The sequence below is a fragment of the Kribbella sandramycini genome, assembly GCF_013131805.1.
GTDB classification, from domain to species: domain Bacteria; phylum Actinomycetota; class Actinomycetes; order Propionibacteriales; family Kribbellaceae; genus Kribbella; species Kribbella sandramycini.
Map to the genome: position 1 here is coordinate 206,004 of NZ_JABJRC010000002.1, position 25,019 is coordinate 231,022.

Genomic DNA, 25,019 nt, shown 5'->3' on the forward strand with positions numbered 1-25,019 from the left:
CGTGGTAACGCTGTTCTCGGCCTCGGCGATCTCGGCGGCCGGGTACGGTGAAGCTTTGCTGGTTGCCGACGACGAACCTGGGGAGACGATCGTGGCGCGGATGGATACAAGATGACCGACCGGATCGGGGCCGAGGTGGCCGTCGTGGGCGGCGGTCTCGGCGGGGTGGCCGCCGCGCTCGCGTTGCTCCAGCGTGGTCGCCGGGTGGTGCTGACCGAGGAGTACGCGTGGCTCGGCGGGCAGCTGACCTCGCAGGCGGCGGCGCCGGACGAGCACAGCTGGGCTGAACAGCTCGGTGGCACCGCTCGCTACCGCAATCTGCGCGAGAAGATCAGCCAGGGCCGTGGCCGGGTCGGCAAGCCGTGCCACGAGCCACGCGTCGCCGAAGCGGCCATCACCGAGTTGCTCGCGCCGTACCGCTCGTCGGGCCGGCTGACCGTGCTGCAGCCCGCGGAGCCGGTGGCCGCCGAGATGAGCGGCGCGGCGGTCCGCGCGGTCACTGTCCGCAATCCGCTGACCGAGGCCGAGACCGAGATCACCGCCGGCTTCTTCGTCGACGCGACCGAGGCCGGCGACCTGCTGCCGCTGACCGGGACGGCGTACGCGGTCGGCGCCGAGGCGCGCAGCGAGCATGGTGAGCCGAGTGCGCCCGAGGTCGCCGATCCGGCCGATGTGCAGCCGATCGCGTGGTGTTTCGGCTTCGACCACGTGGACGGCGACCACACCATCGAGCGGCCGCGTGACTACGACCTGTGGCGCTCGTTCGAGCTGCCGTTCGAGGACGGCTTCGCCGTCGGCGACGTCGTCCTGGCCAACTGGCCGCAGCTCGGCTACGTCGGCGGGTCGGCAATCGACTTCGAGTCCCGGCCGGCGCATTTCGCCGCTGCGAAGGCGCAGGCCCGCGCGTACTTCTACTGGTTGCAGACCGAGGCCCCGCGGCCGGACGGCGGCCACGGCTGGCCCGGCCTGCGGCTGCGCGGCGATCTCGTCGGCACGGACGACGGCTTCGCGCAAGCGCCGTACATCCGTGAGTCGCGCCGGATCAAAGCCCTGACGACCATCCGCGAGCAGGACCTCTCGGGCAAAGCCCGCGGGGACGCCGGGTTCGCCGTCCCGCTCGGCGCGCTGATCCCGGTGGTCACGCAGAATCTGTTGCCGGCGGGAAAGAACATCGGGACCACGCACATCACCAGCGACGCCTACCGGCCGCATCCGGTGGAGTGGAACATCGGCGAGGCCGCAGGGGAGCTCGCCGCGTTCTGTCTCGACCACGGGCTGCGCTCGCAGCAGGTCGCAACCGATCCGGAGCTGATCCACCAGTACCAGACCCGGCTGGCCGAGGCCGGCGTGGAGCTGCACCGGCCGGAGATCGCCCGCTGAAGGGGTGCTCATCGCACGGGCGGTCCGGGGGTAGCGGCGAAGTTTGCGGGGCCGCGGGTCGGGGCTTCGAGGTCGAGCCACCAGACGTCGGGTGGGAGGTCGTCGGTGTTGTGGACCGGGCCGAGGGCGGCGAGGCCGTCGATGAGTTCTGGTTTGGGGACCGCGCCTTCCCGGCTCTTTTCGAAGACGCCGCGTTTCGTGGTGAGCAGGGAGGTGACCGGGTGGGCCGACTGGGCCCAATGGGCGGTGAGTCGTTTGGGGGTCGCGTTGCGGCTGCCGTGGTGGCCGACCTTGTACAGGTCGACCTTGCCGAGCGCGGTCGCGAGCCGGCGGTTGGTCTTCAGCTGGTCGAGGGTGCGGGACCAGTTCTCGGCCTGGGCGTCGCCGGGTAGCAGGATGCGGCGGCTGCCGATCGTGACCAGCAGGATGACGCTGGTGTTGTTGAGGACGTCGTCCAGGGCCTCGACGATCTCCAGACCCTGGGAGACGCGGCGCTCGTCGAGATTGCGGAGCAGCCATTCGGCCGCGCCGACGCCGCCGGGCTGGGCGAGTGTCCGGCGGGCGCGAGCCGGCGTCGCCGTACCGCTGGGCTGCAGCAGCTCGGCCAGGGCGCTGTCACCGGCCAGCCCGAGCCAGTACTCCTCCGACTCTTTGGCGTAGCGGGTCAGCGCCGGCACGTCCTTCAGTGTCGGCGGGCCGAGGACCTGAATCTTCACACCCGGCAGCTCGGCCTCGACGTCGATCGTCTCACCGGCCGTCACGTAGTGCGCCTTGCTGTCCGAGGCCCAGCCTTCGAGCCGCGCGATCGCGGCCGCGTTCTTGAAGCCGAGCTCGGCCAGCCGGGCCGCGCGCTTGGCCTGCGCGACGCTGTCGAAGGCGAACAGACCCAGGCGTTCGGCCTGGGCGGGCAGCTGATCCAGGATGCCGAGGAAGTGCCGCTGGTCGTCGTCGAGCTGATCGCGCTCGGACTCCGGTACGTCGGTCCACGGCCGGATCACGAGCCGCGGCTTCAGCCGATCGAGGGTCTCGCCCGCCCGTGCGTCCCCGAAGCCGCCGACGTGATCGCGATGCCGATGCGTTGCCACCACCGCGTCCAGCTGACCGCCGCTGTGCTCCGCGATCAGCTCGGCGACCTCCGCCATCCGCGGCCCGTCGTCGGCCCGCGCGACGCTGCCACAGTCGATCAGCACGTGGCGCTCGGTGCGTCCGTCCGGCAGTTTCGACCGGTACGTCATGGTCAACAGCAGGCAGTCGCCGAAACCGACCTTGTACGCGCGGAGTCGCACGCGGCTCGGCGTACTCACTGCTCGTCCTCGCCGTCGTGCAGGAGCGCGAACCGCCGCTTGTCGCCGCCGTCGCGGAACCCGCGCTTGGCCAGGTACTGCAACCGGCGGTTCTGCCGATCGACGTCGAGCACGGGTTTGCGCTGATGCAGCCGGAACCGCCCGAACTGATCGAAGACCAGGACACCGCCGCCCAGCAGCTCGACCGGCTCGTCGGCGGGCAGGCCGTCCGGCGCGTCGATCCCGGGCGGCAGCTCGGCGGGTAGCGCGCGCAGGATCTGCACGTAGTCGGCGATGGTCTCGTTCAGCACCAGCCCGTCAGGGCCGACCCGGGTGCTGCCGAGCACGCGTTCGACGCGGGTGGTCAGCCGGACGTCGATGCCGAGGGCGCCGGCGTTGTTCCAGATGAACTGGTAGACCTCCTCGGGAGAGGTCCGGAGCGCGGCCAGGTTGAGATGCTCGTACCGGATGCCACCGCGGGTCTTGGCGTCCGGATCGGCCCGGTAGGGCGTCGGCGTCCGCCGGGCCGCGGGCGGGGGAGCGGCGTCGCCGTCCTCGTCGACCATCTGATGTTCGGGCGGGGTGATACCGAAGGCAGCGAAGGCGGCCCGCAGCTTGTCGCGGTAGCCCCGGTCGTCATCGGAGGCGAGCCGGCGGTCGGCGGTCAGCACGGCGTCGATGACGTCGGCGAACTCCAGCTCCGCGGGTGGCAGATAGTCGAGGGCCCGGAGCAACATTCCGAGCAGGTGCTGGGCGGACTTCACGCCCTCCTCGGCCACCCGGTTCACGTCCACGCCGTCCTGGTCGACGCGCAGCGGGTCGAGCCGGGCAGCCCAGATCGCGACCAGCGTCTGCAGGAACGCGGCGACCAGGACCTCGGCCCGGCGGTGCGGTTCGAGGAACGCCGGGTCCGTCGTCCAGGCGCTGGAGGCGGGCAGGTCGACCGACCTGCGCAGGGCGGGATAGCGGCCTGGCACGGCCGGTGTCCGGCGGCCGCCGATCTGCTCGGCGAGCAAGGTCAGCGGCGTCGCCTTCAGCTCGGCCGCACGCCATTCGGCCATCAGCCGGCGGCCGACCTCCTGGTCCGGGTTCCGCATCGCGGCTTCGTCGCCGGGGAAGACGATCTTGCCGTTACCGTTGTCCAGCAGGCGTTTCGCGACGTCCTTGAGGCTGAAGACCGAGAGCAGCGCGACGATATCGGCCAGCGCCTCGTGGAACGCGAGCTGATCCGGCAGCCCGGGCTCGGTGTAGCGCGGCCGCAGGCCGTCCAGGATCGCGTGACTGACTTCGTGCGCGATGACGTCGTACGACAGTGCGGTGTAGAGGCTCGGCTGGTCGCCGGTGGCCGGCAGCCAGCCGAACAGGACGGCGTTGTGCTCGCGGGAGTAGAAGGCGTTTGCTTCGATCCGGGCCCGCGGGACGAGGTAGAGCTGCGGGTAGCGTGATTGCCAGGGGATCGGGCGGCCGAGATGCCGCTCGAAGAGCGCGAGGGTGTGCGCGGCGACGGCGAACAGGTTCTGCGCGCGGAAGTCGGCGTCCTCGACGAGCAGCGCGGGATCGGCCGGGCGGTGGTCGGCGTCCCAGCGGTCGCGGTAGGTCCACGGGTCGCCGTCGTTCAGGACGACGGGCGCCGCGGCGGCGTTGGTGCCGACCCCGACGTCCACCACGTGGAAGCGGTGACCGCGCGGCCCGCGCTGCAGGCGTTCCGCCGGGACGGCGAGCTGGGCGAACAAGGGGAGCTTGCCCGCGGTCAGGACGATCGGATCCTGGGCGAAGACTGTCATCGCCACGGTGTCGTGGTGCAGCAGGTTCTGATCAGCTGCGGACATCCTGGCCGTCCTTCAACGGACGATCCGGATACGGCAGGTCGACAGCCGGGAGATCTGCGTCCAGGTAGGCGAGCAGACCGGCGTCCGCGGCCGCGAAACCCCAGTTGATCAACAGCTCCTGCTGCTCGTCGGGGATGGTGGTGAGCCGGGTGCTGATCGCGGCCAGCCGCTCGGTGACGGCCGGATCGACGTCGACGTACGGGCGGTTGGCGGGCACCGGCCAGCTGCGGAGATCGCTGACCGTGCTGATGAAGAAGCCGTCGTGCGGGTCGTGCGGGTTGGTGAACGCGTCGACGACGGCGCTGCGCCGTAACGCGCGGACCTGGGAGTCGAGCAGGAACAGCACCCGGATGATCCCGCGGGCCCAGTCCCGCGCCGGGTCCGGATCGGCGTCGGTATGGCCGCTCGCGTCGCTGATCAGGACCGTGCGGCAGCGCTTCCAGACGGTCTCGATGCCGAGGTTGTCGTAGACCCCGCCGTCGCTGAGCAGGATCTCGTTGCGGTAGCCGGCGCTGGTGTGCTCGTTACCGGGTTCGGTCCGCCATTGCTCGCCGGACAGATCGAGCTCGTACGGCGACAGGAACGGCGGGAAGGCCGAGGACGCCGCGACCGCATCGGCCAGCGGGACGTCGGCGCGGTCGACCCGGCCGACCTTGTAGTCGGCGACGTACGGGCGGCTGAAGCGGAGCAGGACGCCGGACTCCAGATTGGTCGCGTTCAGGATGAAGCGCGGTGTCTCCGGGAGGTCCTGCAAGGTGGCGTCGCCGTACAGGTGGCGTTTGAACTTACTGACGACGCGGTCGGAGATCGTGACGAACGGAAGTAATGCGCCGGCCGCGACGGCGGGCAGGTCGACTTTCAAATGAGCGAATGCTCGAATGGGCTCGGTGATCAGATCGTCGAAATTCGTGGCGACGTTGTCGGTGAACTTCAGCTGGTTCCAGTGCAGGCCCAGCAGTGCCGCGGTGATCGAGCCGCCTGAGACGCTGGAGACCCTGTCCAGCAAAGGTAATCGACCCGCGAGATTCAGCCGCTGCAGAACGCCGACGTGAAACAGCATCGCGCGGAATCCGCCGCCGGACAGGCATAACCCCACGCCGCCGGCCGGTACTTCGGCTTTCGTGTCCGGCCCTTGCCGGACCGGCCCGGAAAAGTTGTCCATGCCGAGACCCCCCTCGGAACACATTCCCCTTTCGCAGCGTGGCACAACCCCGAACGGCGATCAACCCTTCGGCGCGATGGCGCGCAGCGCGAGGTCGGTGAGGACGTCGGCGTACGCGTCGTCGAAGGGCTGTGTGCGCAGGATCCAGCGGTGGTAGAGCGGGCCGAAGAGCAGCTCGGCGGCGATGTCCAGGTCGATGCCCTGGGCAACTTGTCCGGCGGCCTGGGCGGCGGTGAGCCGGCGCTTGGTAGCGGCGAGTTGCGGGCCGAGGATGCGTGTCATCACCTCGCGGCTGAGGGCGTCGTCGTGCTGCATGTCGATCATCAGCGCGCGCAGGGTGGCCGAGTTGGCCTCGTCGGCGAACTCGGCCGCGATCGCGCGCAGGACCAGCCGGAGGTCGGCCGCCAGGTCGCCTGTATCGGGCCAGTCGGCGTCGGGCGCGCTCTGCTCGACGACCAGCGCGTCCAGCACGACGGCGCCCTTCGAGGACCACCAGCGGTAGATGGTCTGCTTGCCGACGCCGGCCCGGGCGGCGATCCCCTCGATCGAGGTCTTGGCGTAGCCGAGCTCGGCGACCGACTCGGCGGCGGCGGTCAGGATCGCCGTCCGGGCGCGGTCGCTGCGGCGGCGGTCGTCTGGACTTTTCACAGACGAGACGATACGGTCCGTCTCGTTGGGATTTCAAGTGGGAGGCGGAACCGATGACACTGTGGATGATTACCGGCGCGGGGCGTGGGCTGGGCCGGGCGTTCGCCGCGGCGGCGCTCGAGCGTGGCGACCGGGTGGTCGCGACGATCCGGCAGGACGGTGTCCTCGACGATCTCGCGAAGGAGTACGGCGATCGCCTGGCCGTCCGCCGGCTCGACGTCAGCTCGGCGACCGAGGTCAGCGCTGTCGTGGCGGAGGTCGTCGAGACGGTCGGGACGCCGGATGTCGTGGTGAACAACGCCGGTTACGGTCTGGTCGGCGCGGTGGAGGAGCTGTCCGAGGCGGAGCTGCGCGCGCAGTTCGACGTGAACTTCTTCGGCGCGGTCTGGGTGACGCAGGCGGTGCTGCCGCATCTGCGTGCACGCGGGTCCGGCCGGATCGTTCAGGTCTCGACGGTCGGAGCGGTCGGTCATCTGCCGCTGTTCGGCGCCTACAACGCGAGCAAGTGGGCGCTCGAAGGGCTCAGCTCGGCCTTGGCCGCGGAGGTCGCACCGCTCGGCCTCGGCGTCCACCTGCTGCAGCTCGGCGGCTTCGCGACCGACTGGGCCGGCGGGAGTATGCGGTTCGCCACGGCCGGCCCGGCGTACGACGGCACTCGTGAGGCGATCCTGGGCGCGCCGTCCTACCCGGAGCTGCTCGTCGAGCCCGGAGCATCGACCGACGAGTCGCCGGCAGTCGCCGCCCAGGCCCTGCTGGCCTTGGTCGACGACGCCGACGCCCCGCTGCGGAAAGTGGTCGGCGCCGGAGCGCACGACATGGTCCGGATGGCGCTGGAGTGGCGTCGCGACGACTACCAGCGCGATCCGGAGTTCACCTGGCCGCCGGCTAGCTGACGATCTTCCCGGGGTTCAGGTTGCGGCCGGGGTCGACGGTCGCAACCAGGCCCTGGATGAGCTGGACGCCGGGCGCGGAGATGTCGTCGGCCAGCCAGCGGGCGTGCTCGGTGCCGACAGCGTGGTGGTGCGACAAGGTGCCGTCGGCATCGATGAAGGCCTGCTGGACGGCGGATTTGACGACGTCGTACTGGGCGATCGGGTCGCCCTCGGCCTGCTTGAAGGCGAAGGTGAAGTAGAGGCAGGCGCCGCTGTGGTACGAGTGCGACAGGTGGCACATGATCCACCCCTTCACGCCCAGCTGGGCGAACGCCTCGTTGGCGCGCTCGACGACCTTGTCGTAGAGCGGGAGCAGTTTCGACCATGACGTCGAGGTCTCCGAGACGTCCGCGAGCGCGCCGCGGTCGAGCAGGAAGTCCCGGATGTACGGGGTGTCGAACTTCTTCTGGTCGTAGAGTTCACCGGGGCCCGCGCCGACGCAGATACCGCCGTGGTCGGACACGATCTTCTTCACCAGCTTGCGCTGCCGGGTGACGTGCTCGGGGCTGCCCTCGTAGCCGATGAACGACAGGCACATCTGCTCCAGATCCCAGCCCCGCTTGCGCAGGACGGCGATCAGCGCCGAGCTCATCAGCTTCGCGACGCCCTTGCTGGTCTTGCGGGTCGCGAACGAGAACGAGGTCTCGCGGGCGTCCGAGATCCGGGTGATCGAGGGCGCGGCGTCACTGGCCGCGATCGCGCGCATCGCGGCGACGCCGCGCCGGAAGTCCGGGAAGAAGTAGCCGAGGACGACCCGCTCGGCGGGTTTGCGGTGCACCTGCACGGTCGCCTCGGTGATGATGCCGAGCCGGCCCTCGCTGCCCAGGATCATCTCCCGCACACTCGGCCCGGTCGAGGTGACCGGGACGGCGCGGGTCGCGAGCGTGCCGCCGGGCTGGACGACGCGCAGTGCGCGGGTGATGTCCGCGATATCGCCGTACTTGTCGGACTGCATGCCGGACGAGCGGGTCGCGATCCAGCCGCCGAGCGAGCTGTGCGTGAAGCTGTCGGGGAAATGGCCGAGCGTCCAGCCCTTCTCGCCGAGCTGCTGCTCCAGGTCCGGGCCGAGGGCGCCGGCCTGGATCCGGGCCAGCCCGGACTCCTCGTCGATCGACAGCACCTTGTTCAGCCGGCCGAGGTCGAGGGAGACGACCTGACGCTCCTCGCCGGCCGGCGCCTCCAGGCTGCCGGAGATGTTGCTGCCGCCGCCGAACGGGATCAGGACGGCGTCCGCCGCGACGACCGCGTCCAGGACGGCGGCGATCTGCTCCTCGTCGGCCGGGTAGACGACGACGTCCGGGATGCGGCGCAGGTCGCTCGCGCGGACCCGGAGCAGGTCGCGCAGGCTCTTGCCGAAGGCATGCACGACCCGGTCGAGCGGCGTGGCGACGACATACTCGGCGCCGAGCACATCGGTGAGCGCGCGCTGCAGTTTCTCGTCCAGGCGCGACTCGGGGACGTCGAGCTCGGCGAAGTCCATCGGCGGCCGCGGGTCGGCGTTCAGGTCGACGTCGACGACCTTCTGGACGAACGGCGCCAGCGACGGCTTGTCGTCATGGGAGAACGCGACGCCCTCGACGCCCCAGCCCCACCACTTCATGTGCTGCACGGTCATGCTCAGTCCTCTCGGTTGGGGCGGGTCAGGACCCGGCGAGCTTCGCGACGACGGGGGCCATCGAGTCCAGGGCGTCGACGGCGATCCCGATCGACGAGAAGCCGAACCGCTCGCGGCGGATCAGCAGGTCCTCGACGATCTCCTCGACCGAGCCGAACAGGGCGTGCGGCGTGCCGACCGCCTCCTCGGGGGTGAGCCCGAAACCGGCGGCCAGGTTGTTGGCGGTCTCGGTCCGGTCGAAGCCGACCAGCGCGAGGTGGATCCGGGACTGCAGGACGAGCGCGGGAAAGCGCTCCCCGGCGGCTTCGCGGATCCAGGCGATCTTCTGGTCGGTGGCCGCGACGGTCGCGTTCGGCCCGACCGAGGCGTCGATCACGCCCTTGTGCATGTTCATGTTGACCGCGACGACGTCGGCCTCGCGGGCCGCGAGCGAGAGCACCCGCTTCCCGCCGCCGCCGATCACGATCGGCGGATACGGCCGCTGGGTGGGCTTCGGCGTCCCGTCCAGGCCGTTGACCTGGTAGTGCTTGCCGTCGTAGTGGCACGGCTCGGCGGCGAACAGGCCCTTGAGGACGGCGAGCGCCTCCTCGAGCCGGTCGATCCGGACGCCGGGCGGGTCGAGGGGGATGCCCGCGCGTTCGTAGTCCGTGGCCAGCCAGCCGGCGCCGAGCCCGAGGTCGAAACGGCCGCCGGACAGCACGTCGAGGGTCGCGGCCTCCTTTGCGAGCACGACCGGGTGCCGGTAGTCGTTGCAGAACAGCATCGAGCCGATGCGCAGCGTGCTGGTCGCGTTGGCCGCGGCCATCAGCGCGGCGATCGGCGCGATCTGCTCGTCGAGGTGGTCGGACACCGTCAGGCTGTAGTAGCCGAGGTCCTCGACCTTGCGGGCCAGCGCGGCCCACGACTCCGGCGTGATCTCCTTCGGCGACGAGCACTGGACGGTGAAGCGGAACGGCTGGTCAGCCGGCATTGCGAACTCCTTGCTGGTGAAGAGCGGCCACCGCGGCGTGCATCCGGTCGGCGAAGACGGCGACCGGCTCGCCGGGACGTGGCGTCAGAGGTGCTCCGAACACCACACGCACCGGCGGGCGGCCCGGCCGCGGCCAGCTCCGCCCACGCGGCATCGCATCGTACGCGCCGGTGATCCCGACCGGCAGACACGGCACCCCCTTCGCGACGCACAGCGCCGCCGCGCCGGGCCGGAAGTCGCCCATCAGGCCGTCGCGCGACCGGGTGCCTTCGGGGAAGACGAGCAGGCTGAACCCGGCGTCCAGCAGGCGGCCGGAGAGGCCGCGCTTCGGGCGTTCCTTGCCGCGGTCGACCGGGAAGGTGCTGAACACCAGGCCGGTGACCAGCGAACGCCGGCGGCTGGCGAAGAAGTAGTCGGCCGCCGCGCCCACGGCCAGGCGGCGAACCAGCCGGCGCGGCAGGTGGGTGACCAGGAGCGCGGTGTCCAGATGGCTGGAGTGGTTCGCGACGACGACGTACGGGCCGCGGGCGGGGACGTCGCCGACGGTCTCCAGGCGGACGAGCGACCGGACCAGCGGCCGCAGGGCACCGCGCTGGAGCACGAACCGGGCCGCGGCCGCCACCTTCGAGCGCTGCCAGCGCGGCACCGCGGGACGGCCGGTCCGATCGGCTGCGGGCGCGGCTTCCCCAGTGGCACGTTCAGCACTCATCGCGACGACCTTACCTGCGACCAGGTCGCAGATGGAAGGATTGTGTCCGGATGCACTCCGCGGGCCGGATCGCCTGCGACACAAGGTGTTTCGCTGTCGCAAGACCAGTGTGCGCGGCGGTCTGGCCTAGCTGCGATTCGATCGCATAGTGTGCGGTTCATGACCGACCCGATCGCACTCGAGGACCAGTACGGCGCGCACAACTATCACCCATTGCCGGTGACGATCGCAACCGCCGAGGGCGCTTGGGTCACCGGCACCGACGGCCGCCGGTACCTGGACTGTCTGGCCGGTTACTCGGCGCTGAACTTCGGGCATCGGCATCCGGCGCTGATCGCGGCCGCGACCGAGCAGCTCGGCCGGGTGACGCTGACGTCGCGCGCGTTCCACCACGACCAGCTCGGGCCGTTCGTCGCGGAGCTGGCGGCGCTGGCCGGGAAGGACGCCGTCCTCCCGATGAACTCCGGCGCCGAGGCGGTCGAGACCGCGCTCAAGCTGGCCCGCCGCTGGGGCTACCTGGTCAAGGGCGTCGCGGACGGCGAAGCCACCATCATCGTGGCCGACGGCAACTTCCACGGCCGGACGATCAGCATCATCAGCTTCTCCGGCGACGCCGAGGCGCACGACAACTACGGTCCCTACACGCCCGGCTTCCGCTCGGTCCCGTACGGCGACGCGGCGGCGCTGGCGGCCGCGATCGACGACACCACGGTCGCCGTGCTGATCGAGCCGGTGCAGGGCGAGGCCGGGGTGGTCGTGCCGCCGGAGGGTTACCTGGCCGCGGTCCGGGCGACCTGTACCGAGCGCAACGTGCTGATGATCGCCGACGAGATCCAGTCCGGCCTGGGCCGGGCCGGCGCCACCTTCGCGAGCGGCCGGGCGGGCGTCGTCCCCGATGCCTACATCCTCGGCAAGGCGCTCGGCGGCGGCATCATGCCGCTGTCGGCCGTCGTCACCGACCGCGCGATCATGGACGTCATCACCCCCGGCACCCACGGCAGCACCTTCGGCGGCAACCCGCTCGCCGCCGCCGTCGGCCGCGCCGTCGTCAAGCTCCTCGAGCCCGGTGACCTGCAGGCCGCCGCGCTCGCGTTCGAACCAGAGCTCCGCGACCGCCTCGAACCACTCCGCAACCACGGCGTCGACGGCCTCCGCATCCACGGCCTCTGGGTCGGCCTCGACCTCGACCCGGCCCTGGGCACCGGCCGCGCGCTCTGCGAGAAGCTCGCCGACAACGGCGTCCTGGCCAAGGACACCCACGGCTCCACCATCCGCCTGTCCCCGCCGCTGATCGTCACCCCCGACGACCTCGACCACCTCACCGACCGCCTCACCCGCGCACTGAAGTCGCTCGCGCGCTGACTACTGGCGGCAACTAGTCCGCACAATCGCGGTCGGCCCGGTGATCTCAATCTCCTCCGGGTCGACCGAGGTCCGCCCAGCGACAGTCTGCGTATCGCAGACCTCGGGGACGCCGTACTCGGCCAGGAGCCGCTGATAGCCGGTCGCAAGCGCTTCCGCATCGGTGATGTCCAGGGTGTCCATCGCCTCGTCCGGAAGACCCGACGGCTCATGCGGAAGCCGCAGCCCGGCCTCCGCCGGATGCGGCGCCCCGACCATCACCAACGGGTTGTCGTAGTCGTAGTGCCTGATCACCTCGCCTGCTTCGGCAATACACCAAGCGGCCCAGCCATCCGAACAGTTGACGCCGTACCAGTACGCCGTCCCGAACCGCCCACTCAGCTCCGCCGTCCGCTCGGCCACCACGACGTCATGCCCCGTCCGCCCGAAAACCAGCGCCCACCCCTGCACCTCCGGCACCACGAACGCCCGCGAACAGTACCGATGGTCCTCCCGCGACGAGCCGTGCACAATCTCGTTCCAAGCCGGCCCGCCAACCTCGGCATCCATCCACTCCGCCTCCGAGAACCCGAACCCCGCGAACAGTTCCTCGGCCGCAACCGCCGGCACCGCATACCACCCACCACATAAATGCATCCTCACCCGGCCGAACCTAACCCACGCGAGGGTGACGGCGGCCTGCGGACGGATTTCGTCCGGAATGTCCGGTAAACCTGGCGTATGGCCCTTCCTGCCGAGGTCGTCGCGCCCGTGCTGATCGACGTTCGTCCGGGGCATCGCGTGGCGGTGCGACGGCGCGGCGAGGGCGGCGTACCGCTGCTGCTCATCCACGGCTTCCCCTGTACGAGCCGCATCTGGTCGCACAACCTGATCCCGCTGGCGCAGGCGGGCTTCGATGCCGTAGCGCCCGACCTGCGCGGGTACGGCGACTCCGACTTCACGCCGGACGACTTCTACGACCTGAACGCGTTCAGCACCGACCTGGTCGGCCTGTTCGACGCGCTGATCGCCGAGCTCGGTACGCCTGAGCAGCGGCGGCGGTACGTCGGTGAGTTCTACGGGCATCGGATGTGGTGTCCGCCCGACGCCTTCGACGAGGAGGACTTGGCCTTCCTGACGGAGCCGTTCGCGGACGCGGCCCGCCTGCGGGCCTCCTTCGCCGACTACGAGATCGTCATGGGCACGCGCCCGCTGTCGGCTCCGGAAATGCTCGATCGGCCGGTCCGGCAGCAGGCCCTGGTCCTGATCGGCGCCGATCAGGTGACCATTGGCGACCACGTCGAAGCACGCTGCGCGCTCGCGTTTCCCGGCGCGGTCGGCCCGTTCTGGGTCAAGGGCGCCGGGCACTTCCTGCCCTGGGAGCGGCCCGAGACGGTCAACCGGGCCGTCCGCGCCTTCTGCGGCGACCTCCTGAAGTCCTACCCAGGAAAGGAAGGAGGACGGCGTTCGCGGTAGGCGCGGACGCCTTCGCGGTAGTCGGAGTCGGGCCAGGCCAGGTCTGCCGGGTGGCCGGCGGTTAGTTGTTTGGCGGCTCGGATGGTGGTTTGGGAGCGGGTGGTGAGGAGGTGGGCTAGTTGCTGGGCTCGTTTGTCGACGTCTTCGGTGGTCAGTTCGGTGATCAGGCCGGTGCGTTCGGCCCAGGTGGCGTCGACGAGGTCCCCGGCGCTGAAGTGGGCGCCCGCGCCGCGCAGGACGACGACGCGGACCTGCGGGTCGTCGCCGAGCCCGCGCAGGACGTCGTTCAGCGACACCCACATCGCCATCGTCAGTGCGTTGCGCTTGGCAACGTGATCGAGCGTGACGGTGGCGACGTGCCCGGCCACCGTCAGCTCGATGCGGTCAGCCGACAAGGCGGGCCGCCCCGGCCGGGACCGGCCGCTGGTCGACCCCGACGTAGCTGCTGAGCGGGCGGATCAGCGAGTTCGACTCCAGCTGCTCCATGATGTGCGCGGTCCAGCCGGTGATCCGGCTCATCATGAACAGCGGCGTGAAGATCGGGATGTCGAAACCCATCAGGTGGTACGCCGGACCGGTCGGGTAGTCCAGGTTCGGGTGGATGTTCTTGTCCCGGAGCATCGCGGCCGCGAGTGCGTCGTACTTGGCCATCAGCTCGTCGGCCGTGCCGTCCGCGGTCAGCTTGCGCAGCTCGGCGGTCATCGTGGGGACGCGGGAGTCGCCGTTCTTGTAGACCCGGTGGCCGAAACCCATGATCTTGCGCTTGTCGGCGAGCGCCTGCTTCAGCCAGGCCTCGACCTCGCCGGCGCTCTCGATCTCGGCCAGGACGTGCATGACGGCCTCGTTCGCGCCGCCGTGCAGCGGGCCCTTGAGCGCGCCGATCGCCGCGGTGACCGCACTGTAGATGTCGGACAGCGTCGAGGTGACGACCCGGGCGGTGAACGTGGACGCGTTGAAGCTGTGCTCGGCGTACAGGATCATCGAGACCTCGAAGGCCCGGACCTGCTCGGCCGGCGGCACCGCGCCGATGCACATCTGCAGGAAGTTCTCCGCGTAGCCGAGCGCCGGGTCCGGCAGGATCGGGTCGAGCCCGCGGCGGCGGCGCTGCTCGGCCGCGACGATCGTCGGCAGCTTGGCGAACATGTCGATCGACTTGGCCAGGTTGTGATCGCGGTCGTCGAGGCCCTCGGTCGGGTCGTCGGCGCCGAGGTAGCTGATCGCGGTCCGCAGCACGTCCATCGGGTGACAGTCGGCGGGCAGTCGCGACAGCGCGCCGCTGACCGTCCGGCCGAGCGTCCGCCGGTTGCGCTCGACCGACTGGAACTCGGCCAGCTCCCGCGCGGTCGGCAGCTCGCCGTGCCAGAGCAGCCAGGCGACCTCCTCGAACGTGCAGTTCGCGCACAACTCCTGGACCGGGTAGCCCCGGTACGTGAGCGAGTTGGTCTGCTCGTTGACCATCGAGATGGTCGTGGTGTCGACGACGACGCCGGCCAGGCCGCGGTGGATCTCGGTCATGAGTTCTCCTGGTAAGTGAAGATGTCGTGGTCGAAGGCGTTGTAGTCCGCGTACCTGAGCAGCTCGTACAGCCGGGCGCGCGTTTGCATCTGCGGCACCAGCGCCGCCTGGGTGCCGTCGGCGGCGATCGCGTCGAGCCCGCGCTCGATCGCGCCCATCGCGATCCGGAGCAGCGTCACCGGGTAGATGACGACGCTCGCCCCGGCGTCCGCGAGCTGCTGCGCGGTGAACAGCTCGCTCTTCCCGAACTCGGTCATGTTGGCCACGATCGGTACGTCGATCGCCTTCCGCACGGCCTCGAACTCACCGAGATCGGCCAGCGCCTCCGGGAAGATCGCGTCCGCCCCGGCATCGACGTACGCCTTGGCCCGTTCGATCGCGGCGTCCAGCCCCTCGACCGAACGGGCGTCGGTACGGGCGCAGATGACGAAGTTCGGGTCGGTCCGGGCGCCGACGGCGGCGCGGAGCCGACGGACCATCTCGGCCGGCTCGACGACCGACTTGCCGTCGAGGTGACCACAGCGTTTCGGATTGACCTGGTCCTCGAGGTGACATCCGGCCAGCCCGGCCAGTTCGAGGGACTGGATGGTGCGGGCCACGTTCATCGGCTCGCCGAAGCCGGTATCGGCGTCGATGAACGTCGGCAGCGTGGTGGTCGCGGTGATGTCGCGGCCGCGATCGGTCACCTCGGTCAGCGTGGTCAGGCCGATGTCGGGCAGCCCGCGCTCGGCGGCCAGCACCGCGCCGGAGATGTAGACCCCGTCGAACCCGCGCTCCTCGATCAGACGCGCGGTGAGTGGGGTGAAAGCACCGGGGAAACGTAAGAGCCGGCCGGACGCCAGCCCTGCGCGGAAAGCAGCCCGGGCGCTCATCAGAACAGCCCTTCTGGCGCGTCGGCGAGCTTCACCTCGTCGACGGTCACGGTCAGCTGCCGGACTTCGGCCGCGGTCAGCTCGGGCAGCCGCTGCACCAGCTCGGTGAACCGGGTCTGCTCAGCCGCCGAGACCACGCCCGCGGCCAGCGTCCCGAACTTGTCCAGGTAGTTGCCGCGGGCAAACGGCCGGGCGCCGCGCGGATGCGCGTCGGCGACCCCGAGCTCGTCGGCGACCACGGTCCCGTCGGTCAGCGTGATCTCCACCCGGCCGCCGAACTCCGGCTCGGCCGCGTGGTAGCGCTCGGTCCAGGCCGGGTCCTCGACGGTGGTGATCCGGTGCCACAGATCGACCGTGTCCGGCCGGGCGGCGCGCCGCGGCGCGTAGGAGTCGACGTGGTGCCAGCGCCCGTCCTGCAGCGCGACGGCGAAGATGTACATGATCGAGTGGTCGAGGGTCTCGCGGCTGGCCGTCGGGTCGAGTTTCTGCGGGTCGTTCGCACCGGTCCCGATCACGTAGTGCGTGTGATGGCTGGTCCGGATCAGCACCGACTCGATCCGGCTCAGGTCACCGATCTGTTCGCGCATCCGGCGGGCCAGGTCGATCAGCGCCTGGCTCTGGTACTCCGCCGAGTGCTCCTTGGTGTACGTCCGCAGGATCGCCGCCTTCGCCTCACCCGGCCCCGGCAACGGCACGGTGTACGCCGCCGCCGGCCCGCTCAGCAGCCACGCGATGAACCCGTCCTCGCCCTCGTAGATCGGCGCCGGCGCGCCCTCGCCGCGGAGCGCGCGATCCATCGCCTCGATCGCGACCTTCCCGGCGAAGGCCGGCGCGTACGCCTTCCAGCTGGAGATCTCGCCCTTGCGCGACTGCCGCGTGGTCGTCGTCGTGTGCAGCGCCTGCCCGACGGCCTGGTAGATCACCTCAGGCGTCGCCTCCAGCAACGTTCCCAGCCCGGCCGCGACCGATGGGCCGAGGTGCGCGATGTGGTCGATCTTGTGCTCGTGCAGGCAGATCCCGGTGACCAGATCGACCTGCACCTCGTACGCCGTCGCGATCGCGCGCGTCAGCTGGTTGCCATCAGCACCGAGATGCTGCGCGACCGCGAGCAGCGGCGGGATGTTGTCGCCGGGGTGCGAGTAGTCGGCGGCCAGGAAGGTGTCGTGGTAGTCCAGCTCGCGGACGGCGACGCCGTTCGCCCAGGCCGCCCATTCGGGCGCGACCCGGACATCGGTCGCGGCGCCGATCACGGCCGCGCCGCGGGAGTCCGGCCGGGCGAGCGCCTGGCCGCGGGCCGTGACCACCGGCCGGCGGTTGACCGAGGCAACGGCCACGGCCGCATTGTCGATGATGCGATTGATCACCATGTCGGTGACGTCGGCGCGGACCGGGACCGGATCGGCGGCGAGCTCCGCGATCTTCCAGGCGAGTTGCTCCTGGCGGGGGAGACGGTCGCTGCTGGGGTGGACGCGGACGTCGTGCTCGATCACAGGTGGTTCCCTTTCGCCGGTGTGTGCAGTGAGACTCGCATCGCAGTCACACCGTGTGAAAGAGAGCCAAGTTGCGAAGAGTTGCCAGCCAAGATTCGCAACCGCGCAGGATCAGCTCCGGATGCTGAGCGGGTACGGCACGAAGGTGCTGCGATCCTCGTCGATGTTCAGCGTGCGCCCGATCGGCGGCGCCGCGCGCTGCGGGCAGCGCGGCCGATCGCAGGTCCGGCAGCCCGGCCCGATCGGCATCACCTGCGTCCGGTCGTCGAGGTTCAGGCCGTCGGCGTACACCAGCCGGCCGGCCTGGCGGATTTCGCAGCCGAGCCCGATCGCGAAGGTCTTCGCCGGCTGGCCGAAACCGCCGCGGCTGCGCGTCATCGCCCGCGCGACCCACAGGTAGCGCTGCCCGTCGGGCATCTCGGCGATCTGGGTGATCACCCGGCCCGGCGCGGCGAACGACTCGTACACGTTCCACAACGGGCAGGTGCCGCCGCTGCGGGAGAAGTGGAAGCTGGTCGCGGACTGGCGTTTGGAGATGTTCCCGGCCCGGTCGACCCGGACGAAGATGAACGGCACCCCGCGCAGGCTCGGCCGCTGCAGCGTGCTGAGCCGGTGCGCGATCGTCTCGTAGCTGACCCCGAAGTGATCGGCGAGCAGCTCGACGTCGTACCGGAACCGCTCGGCGGCCGCGAAGAACGGCGTGTAGGGCAGGATGAACGCGCCCGCGTAGTGGTTGGCCAGGCCGATACTCGCCAGCTGCCGGGTCTGCTCGTCGGGCCACGGCTCGGTCGCGAGGACGTCGTCGATCAGCGGCTGTGCTTCGAGGAACGCGAGCTGGGTCGCCATCCGGAACGCCTGCTGGCCGGCCTGCAGGTGTGACGAGAAGTACAGCGTCCGCTCGGCGGACTGGTACCGGTGCAGCTCGTTGGTGTCGGCCGGATCATCCATACTGCGCTGGACGACGCGGATCCCGTGCTCCTCGTTCAGGTGGTCGCGGAGCCGCCGCCGCACCTCACCGCGCCGGGTGCCGAGCTGTTTCGCGGTCGCCTCGGCGGCCCGGTCCAGGGTGTCGAAGTAGTTCTGGCGCCGGTAGAAGAAGTCCCGCACCAGCTCGTGCGGGCTCGACGTCGGGGACGCCGTCCGGCTGTCGGTGAGCGTTTCGAGATGCTCGGCGACCTGGCGGTGCCGGCGGAACAGGTCGATCACCGCGTCGGCGACCTCCGGCATCGAGCTGGCGAGCTCCTGCAGGTCGGCGACCGGTACGGCGCCGCCGCCGGTGCGCGTCGGCAGCGCTTCGCGGAGCTCGGCGAGCTGGCGGGCGGAGTCCTGCGGGGCGAAGAACGTAGCGTCGATCCCGAAGACCTCGGTCAGCCGCACGAGCACCGTGACCGTGAGCGGCCGCGCGTCGTGCTCGATCTGGTTCAGGTAGCTGGGCGAGATCGCGAGCACCCGGGCCAGGTCGACCTGGCTCATCCCGCGATCCTGCCGCAACCGTTTCAGCCGGCCGCCGGCGAACACCTTGTCCACCCGGTCACGGTAGCGCGTCCCTGCTAATCCTGACATTCGCAATCTTCGCAAATACGCCCGATGTGGTTTCCGGAACTTCGCAGATTCCGCCCCCTGACAGCCGGGTGGCCGCGATGTGAGCCTCGGAGGCACCCGAGAACGAGGAGCGAAGATGACGAGCAGCGCCGAGGAACTGGACCAGCAGTGGGCGACCGATCCGCGGTGGTCGACGGTGAAGCGCGACTACACCGGCGCGGACGTCGTCCGCCTCCGCGGCAGCGTGCAGGAGGCGCACACATTGGCCGACCGCGGCGCCCGGCGGCTGTGGGAGCTGCTGGCGAGCGAGGACTACGTCCACTCGCTCGGTGCGCTGACCGGTAACCAGGCCGTCCAGCAGGTCCGGGCCGGGCTGAAGGCGATCTACCTGTCCGGGTGGCAGGTCGCGGCCGACGCGAACCTCTCCGGCCATACCTACCCCGACCAGAGCCTCTACCCGGCCAACTCGGTGCCGTCCGTCGTCCGCCGGATCAACAACGCGCTGCTCCGGGCCGACGAGCTGGAACATGCCGAGGGCAACGTCACGCGGGACTGGCTGGCCCCGATCGTGGCCGACGCCGAGGCCGGTTTCGGCGGCCCGCTGAACGCGTACGAGCTGATGAAGTCGATGATCACTGCCGGTGCGGCCGGTGTGCACTGGGAGGACCAGCTCGCCTCGGAGAAGAAGTGCGGTCACCTCGGCGGCAAGGTGCTGATCCCGACCAAGCAGCACGAGCGCACGCTGAACGCGGCCCGACTCGCCGCCGACGTGGCCGGCGTCCCGTCGGTCGTGATCGCGCGCACCGATGCCCAGGCCGCGACGCTGATCACCAGCGATGTCGACGAGCGGGACCAGAAGTTCGTCACCGGCGAGCGCACCGCCGAAGGCTTCTACCGGGTCCGCAACGGTCTCGAGCCGTGTGTCGACCGCGGGCTCGCCTACGCGGCGTACGCCGATCTGCTCTGGATGGAGACCTCCGAGCCGGACCTGGAGGTCGCCCGCCAGTTCGCCGAGGCGATCAAGAAGGAGCACCCGGACCAGCTGTTGGCCTACAACTGCTCGCCGTCGTTCAACTGGAAGAAGCATCTGGACGACGCGACGATCGCCAAGTACCAGCGCGAGCTGGGGGCCATGGGCTACAAGTTCCAGTTCATCACGCTGGCCGGGTTCCACGCGCTGAACTACTCGATGTTCGATCTCGCCCACGGCTACGCCCGGGACGGCATGACGGCGTACGTCGACCTGCAGGAGCGCGAGTTCGGCGCGGAGAACCGCGGCTACACCGCGACCAAGCACCAGCGCGAGGTCGGCACCGGGTACTTCGACGCGCTCAGCACCACGATCAACCCCGCCTCGACCACGACCGCGCTGACCGGCTCGACCGAGGAGGCGCAGTTCTGATGAACGTCCAGGCAGCGACCTGCTCGGCGCGCTACCACGTCGACGTCCGCGGCGCGCACGGTCCGCGGTACGACGAGATCGTCACCCCGGAGGCGCTCGACTTCCTCCGCGACCTGCACCGCGCCTTCATCGACCGGCGCAACTTCGTCCTGGACCAGCGGTTCCGGCGCGACGTCGCCGGGGACGGACTGCGCTTCCGGCCGGAGACCCAGGCGATTCGCGACGACCCGTCGTGGCGGGTCGCGCCGGTCGCGCCGGGGCTGCTCGACCGGCGGGTCGAGATCACCGGGCCGGTCGACGCGAAGATGGCGATCAACGCGCTGAACTCCGGCGCCGACGTCTGGATGGCAGACTTCGAGGACGCCACCAGCCCGGCCTGGGCGAACGTGATCGAGGGGCAGCTCAACCTGCGCGACGCGATCGCCGGCACCCTGCGGCACACCGGACCGCAGGGCAAGGAATACGCCCTCGGCAACGACCTGGCCACGATCGTCGTCCGCCCGCGCGGCTGGCATCTGCTGGAGCGGCACATCGTTGTCGACGGCAACCCGGTGCCGGGCTCGCTGGTCGACTTCGGGTTGTTCTTCTTCCACAACGCCCGGGCGCTGATCGAGCAGGGCGCGGGACCCTACTTCTACCTGCCGAAGCTGGAGAGCCACCTCGAGGCGCGGTTGTGGAACGACGTCTTCGTCTTCGCCCAGGACCGGCTCGGCATCCCGCAGGGCACAATCCGGGCGACCGTGCTGATCGAGACGATCACCGCGGCGTTCGAGATGGAAGAGATCCTCTACGAGCTGCGGGCGCACGCGGCCGGGCTGAACGCCGGCCGCTGGGACTACATCTTCAGCATCATCAAGAACTTCGGCAAGGACGCGGCCTACGTGCTGCCGGACCGGGCCGAGGTGACGATGACGGTCCCGTTCATGCGGGCCTACACCGAGCTGCTCGTGCGCACCTGTCACAAACGCGGCGCCTACGCGATCGGCGGGATGGCCGCGGTCATCCCGAGCCGGGATGCGGCCGAGGCCGCCCTGGCGAAGGTTCGCGCCGACAAGGACCGCGAGGCCGCCGCCGGGTACGACGGCTCGTGGGTCGCGCATCCCGGTCTGGTCGAGACCTGCCGGACGGCGTTCGACGCCGTGCTCGGTGATCGCTCGAACCAGCTCGATCGGCTGCGCGAGGACGTCCGGTCGAGCGCTGCGGACCTGCTGTCCGTCGCCAGTACGCCGGGCAGCGTCACGGCAGCCGGCGTCCGGACGAATGTCTCGGTCCTGGTGCGCTACCTCGACGCGTGGCTGGACGGTCACGGCGCGGTCGCGCTCGACGGCCTGATGGAGGACGCAGCCACCGCCGAGATCTCCAGATGCCAACTCTGGCAGTGGATTCAGCACAGCACCAAGCTCGACGACGGGACTCCGGTCTCGCTCCCGCTCGTCGCCCAGTGCCTGGACTTCGAGCTGGCCGCCCTGGTCAAGGCCCGGCCGGGTTTCCCGGGTGAGCGGATTGACGCGTTACGCGATCTCGTCCGGTTCGGCGTACTCCGCGAGACGTTGCCGCCGTTCATCACGGAGTACGCCTACCGGCGCTATCTGGTCAGGAACAGCTGAGCGTCGCGGCGGTCGGCGACGAGCCGGCCGCCGTCAGCTGGTGCAGGCCCGGCGCACCCAGACCGAGGACAGCCTGTGCCGTTGCCCGGGGTGCGGTGGCCGGGTCGAAACCGGTCGCGTCGTAGGCAATCGCACCGCGGACGGCGGCTGGTGCTGAGCAGCCCTGCTGGCGGCCGAGGAGGTAGGACTTGGCCTGGTTGGCGTCGGTGGTGCGGCCGCCGGCGCGGAAGGCCTGACCGGCCAGACCGGTCGTGTTGGTGTTCGGCGTGGCGGCACCCGCCCCGGCCGCCAGGCCACCATCGGCCTGCTGTTTCGACGCCAGGAAGTCCAGCCCCTCGGCCGCATCGGCGTACCGGTGCGTGGCGAGCAAGGCCTGGACGACCATCGCGGTCGCGTCGGTGTCGCTGACGCACGGCGTCGTCCCGAAGAAGATCGGGAAGCCGCCGTCGGCGCATTGGGTGCCCACGGCGAAGTTCACTGCGGACGCCGGTACGCCGGCCGGCGTCCGCTTCAGCGCGATGATCCCGAGCGACTGCGAGAACGCGTTGCTGTAATCGCCGAACGCGGACTTGTCCGAGATCCGGCCGGACGGCGTGATCAGCGCGCGCAGCCGGGCCGGCAGGTCGACGCCGCCGAAGGTCGCCGGGTTCAGCCCGCGGACCTGCGCTGCGAGCGTGAGTTTCGCGGCGGCCCCGGCGTACGACTCGTCGGCGCCGTCACCGGCGTAGCCGGACAGGATCTCCGGTTTCGCGAGCCAGGTGGTCGCCTTGGCCGCGTTCGTACCGGACGACTTGGTCGCGGCGAACCCGAGGACGGCGTCGATCGTGAGCCCCTGGTCGGGGAACTTCTCGCCGCCGAACTCGGCCTCGAACCGCTCACCGTCGACGAGCTGACGGGCCAGCCAGCCGGAGGCGGCGGCGGGCTTGGCCGCATGGGCGGCCGCGGTGGTCGCCGGGATCGCGATCCCGGCGGTGAGGACGAGCAGCGAACTGATGAGCGGGCGGAGTCTCATGGACGGATGAGCCTTTCGGTCGGGCGGTTACAGTTCCGCGCGGAGTTGGCGCGCGGCGGCTACGAGGTTGGTCAGGGCCTGGGTGACCTCCGGCCAGGTGCGGGTCTTCAGCCCGCAGTCCGGCGTGACCCAGAGCCTGTCCGCGGGGATCACGGCCAGGGCGGTCCGGAGCAGCGCGACGATCTCCTGGGTACTGGGGACGCGCGGCGAATGGACGTCGTACACGCCGAGCCCGACGGCCCGGGAACCGTCCAGGACATCGGCGATCGCGAGGTGCGAGCGGGCCGCCTCCAGGCTGATCACATCGGCGTCCAGTTCGAGGATCGTCGGCACGATGTCACTGAAATCCGCGTAACACATATGAGTGTGGATCTGCGTCGTCGCGCGCACCCGGCTGGTCGTCAGCCGGAACGCCTCGGCCGCCCACTCCAGGTACGCCGCCCGGTCGGCCTGCCGCAGCGGCAGCCCTTCGCGCAGCCCCGGCTCGTCGACCTGGATGATCGGGATCCCGGTGATCTCCAGATCGACCACCTCGTCGCGTAACGCGAGCGCTACCTGCCGCGCGGTCGCGGCCCGGGGCTGGTCGTCGCGGACGAACGAGCGGTTCAGCATCGTCACCGGCCCGGTCAGCAGGCCCTTGACCGGCTTGCCCGCGTGATCCTTGGCGTACGTCGTCCAGTGGTAGTTGATCTGTGTACTGCGGTAGACGTCACCGGCCAGGATCGGCGGCCGAACGTACCGCGTGCCGTAGGACTGCACCCAGCCGTGTTTCGTGGTGACGAACCCCGACAACGGCTCCGCGAGATAGCGGACGAGGTCGTCGCGTTCCGGCTCGCCGTGCACGAGGACGTCGAGGCCGAGCTCCTCCTGGAACTCCAGGATGTCGCCGATCTCGCGCGCGATCCGCTCGTCGTACGCCGGCTGGTCGAGCTCTGCCCGGGCGACGCGCAGCTCGTCGGTCTGCGGGAACGAGCCGATCGTGGTGGTCGGGAGCAGGGGGAGTGCGAGCGCGGCCTGCTGGGCCGCACGACGGTCGGCGTACGGCGTCGCGCGGCGCAGGTCCGCCGGCCGGATGGCCGCCGTCCGGGAGCTGACATGGGCCTTGTTGGTCAGGGGCGAGCGCCGGCGGGCGCGGTAGTTCGCCCGGTTGGCGGCGAGCTCGGCGGCGATCGCCTCCGGCCCTTCGAGCAATCCGCGTTTCAGGATCGCGAGCTCGCGGACCTTCTGCCGTGCGAAGGCGAGCCACGGCCGGACCTCGGGGTCGAGACCGGTCTCGGCGTCCAGATCGAGCGGCACATGCATCAGCGAGCAGGACGTCGAGATGTCGAGCCGATCGGTCAGCTTGGCGAGGGACTGGAGCGTGGCCAGTGACTTGGCCAGGGCGTTGGCCCAGACGTTGCGACCGTCGACCACCCCGGCGATCAGCCGTTTGCCCTGCAGCGGCGCGATGTCGTGCGATGCGGTGCAGTCGATGGCCAGACCGTCGATCGGCACGTCGGCGAGCACTGGAAAGGCTTCGCCGAGATGGCCGAAGTACGACGCCACCAGGAGCTGCGGCCGATCCGTCAGGCCGCCGAGGAAGCGGTAGGCGCGGTCGACGGCCGCGAGTTCGGCGGGGGAGCGGTCCTGGACGAGAGCCGGTTCGTCCAGCTGGACCCACTCGGCGCCCGCGGCGCGCAGATCAGCGAGTACTTCGGCGTAGACGGGCAGTAGCCGGTCGAGCAGTTCGAGTGCCCCGGGCCGGGCCAGCAGCAGATAAGTGACGGGACCGAGCAGCACCGGCCGCGCGGTCAGACCGAGTGCCAGGGCTTCCTTCAGTTCGCCCACTTGTTTGCCGGCGTCGGCGGTGAAAACTGTCGCCGGGCCGAGCTCGGGGACGAGGTAGTGGTAGTTGGTGTCGAACCACTTGGTCAGCTCGAGCGGTGCGACGTCCTGGGTGCCGCGGGCCATCGCGAAGTACGGGTCGGCGCCCCGGTAGCGATCAGGGATCGCGCCGACCATCACGCTCGTGTCGAGGACATGGTCGTAGGACGAGAAGTCGCCGGTCGGGACTTCGTCGAGCCCGTCCGCCAGCTGTTGCCGCCAGCTCGCGGCGCGCAGCTCGGCGCCGAGGTCGTGGAGTGCGGCGGTGGAGACCGTGCCCTGCCAGTGGCCTTCGATCGCGCGTTTCAGCTCACGGCCCGGGCCTTGGCGCGGCCAGCCGTGGATGGTGGTCAATGTCACGGATGCTGCCT

Annotated in this window: 21 protein-coding genes; 6 read left to right on the forward strand and 15 right to left on the reverse strand. The window is 70.4% G+C overall.

Translation table 11 applies throughout. The features are described 5' to 3' along the window. The first annotated feature begins 111 nt into the window (after positions 1–111). Positions 112–1,380, forward strand: a complete 1,269-nt coding sequence (locus HPO96_RS08665) for an FAD-dependent oxidoreductase (protein ID WP_171672752.1) — start codon at positions 112–114, stop codon at positions 1,378–1,380. An 8-nt stretch (positions 1,381–1,388) separates the two neighbouring features. Here HPO96_RS08665 and HPO96_RS08670 read toward each other — a convergent pair whose 3' ends face one another. Genes HPO96_RS08670 through HPO96_RS08685 form a run of 4 tightly spaced genes read right to left on the reverse strand, consistent with a single transcriptional unit; the run spans position 1,389 to position 6,302 of the window. Next, positions 1,389–2,684 carry an MBL fold metallo-hydrolase gene (locus HPO96_RS08670; protein WP_171672754.1) on the reverse strand — a complete coding sequence of 432 codons (1,296 nt, stop codon included), beginning with the start codon at positions 2,682–2,684 and terminating at the stop codon, positions 1,389–1,391. Then, complete coding sequence (locus tag HPO96_RS08675) at positions 2,681–4,492, reverse strand: gluzincin family metallopeptidase (protein ID WP_171672755.1); 1,812 nt, start codon at positions 4,490–4,492, stop codon at positions 2,681–2,683. Before HPO96_RS08675 ends, HPO96_RS08670 begins: the two co-directional genes overlap by 4 nt. Continuing rightward, positions 4,479–5,654, reverse strand: coding sequence for a patatin-like phospholipase family protein (locus HPO96_RS08680; protein ID WP_171672757.1), 1,176 nt, complete (start codon positions 5,652–5,654; stop codon positions 4,479–4,481). The genes HPO96_RS08675 and HPO96_RS08680 overlap by 14 nt, the downstream gene beginning before the upstream one ends. 60 nt (positions 5,655–5,714) lie before the next feature. Beyond that, a complete protein-coding gene (locus tag HPO96_RS08685; RefSeq protein ID WP_171672758.1) occupies positions 5,715–6,302 on the reverse strand; it encodes a TetR/AcrR family transcriptional regulator C-terminal ligand-binding domain-containing protein in 588 nt (195 codons plus the stop codon). 53 nt (positions 6,303–6,355) lie between these two features. Here HPO96_RS08685 and HPO96_RS08690 point away from each other — a divergent pair, with 53 nt between their 5' ends. Next, positions 6,356–7,195 (forward strand): SDR family NAD(P)-dependent oxidoreductase, encoded by an 840-nt coding sequence (locus HPO96_RS08690; protein WP_171672760.1) that lies wholly within the window; start codon positions 6,356–6,358, stop codon positions 7,193–7,195. On the opposite strand, the gene HPO96_RS08695 is transcribed toward HPO96_RS08690, so the two are convergent. From HPO96_RS08695 to HPO96_RS08705, 3 genes are read right to left on the reverse strand one after another with little or no spacing between them, the layout of a single operon-like run. Then, positions 7,188–8,849, reverse strand: a complete 1,662-nt coding sequence (locus HPO96_RS08695; RefSeq protein ID WP_171672762.1) for an FAD-binding oxidoreductase — start codon at positions 8,847–8,849, stop codon at positions 7,188–7,190. The genes HPO96_RS08690 and HPO96_RS08695 overlap by 8 nt on opposite strands. 25 nt (positions 8,850–8,874) lie before the next feature. Then, complete coding sequence (locus HPO96_RS08700) at positions 8,875–9,819, reverse strand: TIGR03621 family F420-dependent LLM class oxidoreductase (RefSeq protein WP_171672763.1); 945 nt, start codon at positions 9,817–9,819, stop codon at positions 8,875–8,877. Then, positions 9,809–10,528 carry a lysophospholipid acyltransferase family protein gene (locus HPO96_RS08705; protein WP_171672765.1) on the reverse strand — a complete coding sequence of 240 codons (720 nt, stop codon included), beginning with the start codon at positions 10,526–10,528 and terminating at the stop codon, positions 9,809–9,811. The genes HPO96_RS08700 and HPO96_RS08705 overlap by 11 nt, the downstream gene beginning before the upstream one ends. 159 nt (positions 10,529–10,687) lie before the next feature. Here HPO96_RS08705 and rocD point away from each other — a divergent pair, with 159 nt between their 5' ends. After that, positions 10,688–11,890: an ornithine--oxo-acid transaminase gene (gene rocD, locus HPO96_RS08710; RefSeq protein ID WP_171672767.1), complete on the forward strand. Its 1,203-nt coding sequence runs from the start codon at positions 10,688–10,690 to the stop codon at positions 11,888–11,890. On the opposite strand, the gene HPO96_RS08715 is transcribed toward rocD, so the two are convergent. Further along, the gene (locus HPO96_RS08715; RefSeq protein WP_171672768.1) at positions 11,891–12,499 is read right to left on the reverse strand and encodes a hypothetical protein; all 609 of its coding nucleotides are present in this window, start codon (positions 12,497–12,499) and stop codon (positions 11,891–11,893) included. 111 nt (positions 12,500–12,610) lie between these two features. On the opposite strand from HPO96_RS08715, the gene HPO96_RS08720 reads away from it, so the two are divergent. Beyond that, positions 12,611–13,345: an alpha/beta fold hydrolase gene (locus HPO96_RS08720; RefSeq protein WP_171672770.1), complete on the forward strand. Its 735-nt coding sequence runs from the start codon at positions 12,611–12,613 to the stop codon at positions 13,343–13,345. On the opposite strand, the gene HPO96_RS08725 is transcribed toward HPO96_RS08720, so the two are convergent. The 5 genes from HPO96_RS08725 to HPO96_RS08745 form a co-directional block, all read right to left on the reverse strand. Beyond that, positions 13,309–13,740 carry an enoyl-CoA hydratase-related protein gene (locus HPO96_RS08725; protein ID WP_171672771.1) on the reverse strand — a complete coding sequence of 144 codons (432 nt, stop codon included), beginning with the start codon at positions 13,738–13,740 and terminating at the stop codon, positions 13,309–13,311. The two genes, HPO96_RS08720 and HPO96_RS08725, sit on opposite strands and share 37 nt — an antisense overlap. Beyond that, the gene (locus tag HPO96_RS08730) at positions 13,730–14,860 is read right to left on the reverse strand and encodes a bifunctional 2-methylcitrate synthase/citrate synthase (RefSeq protein WP_171672773.1); all 1,131 of its coding nucleotides are present in this window, start codon (positions 14,858–14,860) and stop codon (positions 13,730–13,732) included. The genes HPO96_RS08725 and HPO96_RS08730 overlap by 11 nt, the downstream gene beginning before the upstream one ends. Further along, complete coding sequence (gene prpB / locus HPO96_RS08735; protein WP_171672775.1) at positions 14,857–15,732, reverse strand: methylisocitrate lyase; 876 nt, start codon at positions 15,730–15,732, stop codon at positions 14,857–14,859. The genes HPO96_RS08730 and prpB overlap by 4 nt, the downstream gene beginning before the upstream one ends. After that, positions 15,732–17,222 carry an MmgE/PrpD family protein gene (locus HPO96_RS39550; protein ID WP_171672776.1) on the reverse strand — a complete coding sequence of 497 codons (1,491 nt, stop codon included), beginning with the start codon at positions 17,220–17,222 and terminating at the stop codon, positions 15,732–15,734. Before HPO96_RS39550 ends, prpB begins: the two co-directional genes overlap by 1 nt. Before the next feature lie 111 nt (positions 17,223–17,333). Next, the gene (locus HPO96_RS08745) at positions 17,334–18,749 is read right to left on the reverse strand and encodes a short-chain fatty acyl-CoA regulator family protein (protein ID WP_171672778.1); all 1,416 of its coding nucleotides are present in this window, start codon (positions 18,747–18,749) and stop codon (positions 17,334–17,336) included. A gap of 151 nt (positions 18,750–18,900) precedes the next feature. On the opposite strand from HPO96_RS08745, the gene aceA reads away from it, so the two are divergent. After that, positions 18,901–20,166 (forward strand): isocitrate lyase, encoded by a 1,266-nt coding sequence (aceA, locus tag HPO96_RS08750; RefSeq protein WP_171672780.1) that lies wholly within the window; start codon positions 18,901–18,903, stop codon positions 20,164–20,166. Next, the gene (aceB, locus tag HPO96_RS08755; protein WP_171672781.1) at positions 20,166–21,773 is read left to right on the forward strand and encodes a malate synthase A; all 1,608 of its coding nucleotides are present in this window, start codon (positions 20,166–20,168) and stop codon (positions 21,771–21,773) included. Before aceA ends, aceB begins: the two co-directional genes overlap by 1 nt. On the opposite strand, the gene HPO96_RS08760 is transcribed toward aceB, so the two are convergent. Then, positions 21,760–22,785: a prenyltransferase/squalene oxidase repeat-containing protein gene (locus tag HPO96_RS08760; RefSeq protein WP_171672783.1), complete on the reverse strand. Its 1,026-nt coding sequence runs from the start codon at positions 22,783–22,785 to the stop codon at positions 21,760–21,762. The two genes, aceB and HPO96_RS08760, sit on opposite strands and share 14 nt — an antisense overlap. 27 nt (positions 22,786–22,812) lie before the next feature. Beyond that, on the reverse strand, positions 22,813–25,008 hold the full coding sequence (gene metE / locus HPO96_RS08765; protein ID WP_171672785.1) for a 5-methyltetrahydropteroyltriglutamate--homocysteine S-methyltransferase: 2,196 nt from the start codon (positions 25,006–25,008) through the stop codon (positions 22,813–22,815). Between the last annotated feature and the right edge of the window lie 11 nt (positions 25,009–25,019).

Coding starts and splice junctions, on each gene's coding strand:
- HPO96_RS08760 (WP_171672783.1), bottom strand. CDS start 22,785: ATGAGACTCCGCCCGCTCATCAGTTCGCTGCTCGTCCTCACCGCCGGG.
- HPO96_RS08720 (WP_171672770.1), top strand. CDS start 12,611: ATGGCCCTTCCTGCCGAGGTCGTCGCGCCCGTGCTGATCGACGTTCGT.
- HPO96_RS08705 (WP_171672765.1), bottom strand. CDS start 10,528: ATGAGTGCTGAACGTGCCACTGGGGAAGCCGCGCCCGCAGCCGATCGG.
- HPO96_RS08675 (WP_171672755.1), bottom strand. CDS start 4,492: ATGTCCGCAGCTGATCAGAACCTGCTGCACCACGACACCGTGGCGATG.
- HPO96_RS08680 (WP_171672757.1), bottom strand. CDS start 5,654: ATGGACAACTTTTCCGGGCCGGTCCGGCAAGGGCCGGACACGAAAGCC.
- aceA (WP_171672780.1), top strand. CDS start 18,901: ATGACGAGCAGCGCCGAGGAACTGGACCAGCAGTGGGCGACCGATCCG.
- HPO96_RS08700 (WP_171672763.1), bottom strand. CDS start 9,819: ATGCCGGCTGACCAGCCGTTCCGCTTCACCGTCCAGTGCTCGTCGCCG.
- HPO96_RS08695 (WP_171672762.1), bottom strand. CDS start 8,849: ATGACCGTGCAGCACATGAAGTGGTGGGGCTGGGGCGTCGAGGGCGTC.
- rocD (WP_171672767.1), top strand. CDS start 10,688: ATGACCGACCCGATCGCACTCGAGGACCAGTACGGCGCGCACAACTAT.
- HPO96_RS08730 (WP_171672773.1), bottom strand. CDS start 14,860: ATGACCGAGATCCACCGCGGCCTGGCCGGCGTCGTCGTCGACACCACG.
- aceB (WP_171672781.1), top strand. CDS start 20,166: ATGAACGTCCAGGCAGCGACCTGCTCGGCGCGCTACCACGTCGACGTC.
- HPO96_RS08690 (WP_171672760.1), top strand. CDS start 6,356: ATGACACTGTGGATGATTACCGGCGCGGGGCGTGGGCTGGGCCGGGCG.
- HPO96_RS08665 (WP_171672752.1), top strand. CDS start 112: ATGACCGACCGGATCGGGGCCGAGGTGGCCGTCGTGGGCGGCGGTCTC.
- prpB (WP_171672775.1), bottom strand. CDS start 15,732: ATGAGCGCCCGGGCTGCTTTCCGCGCAGGGCTGGCGTCCGGCCGGCTC.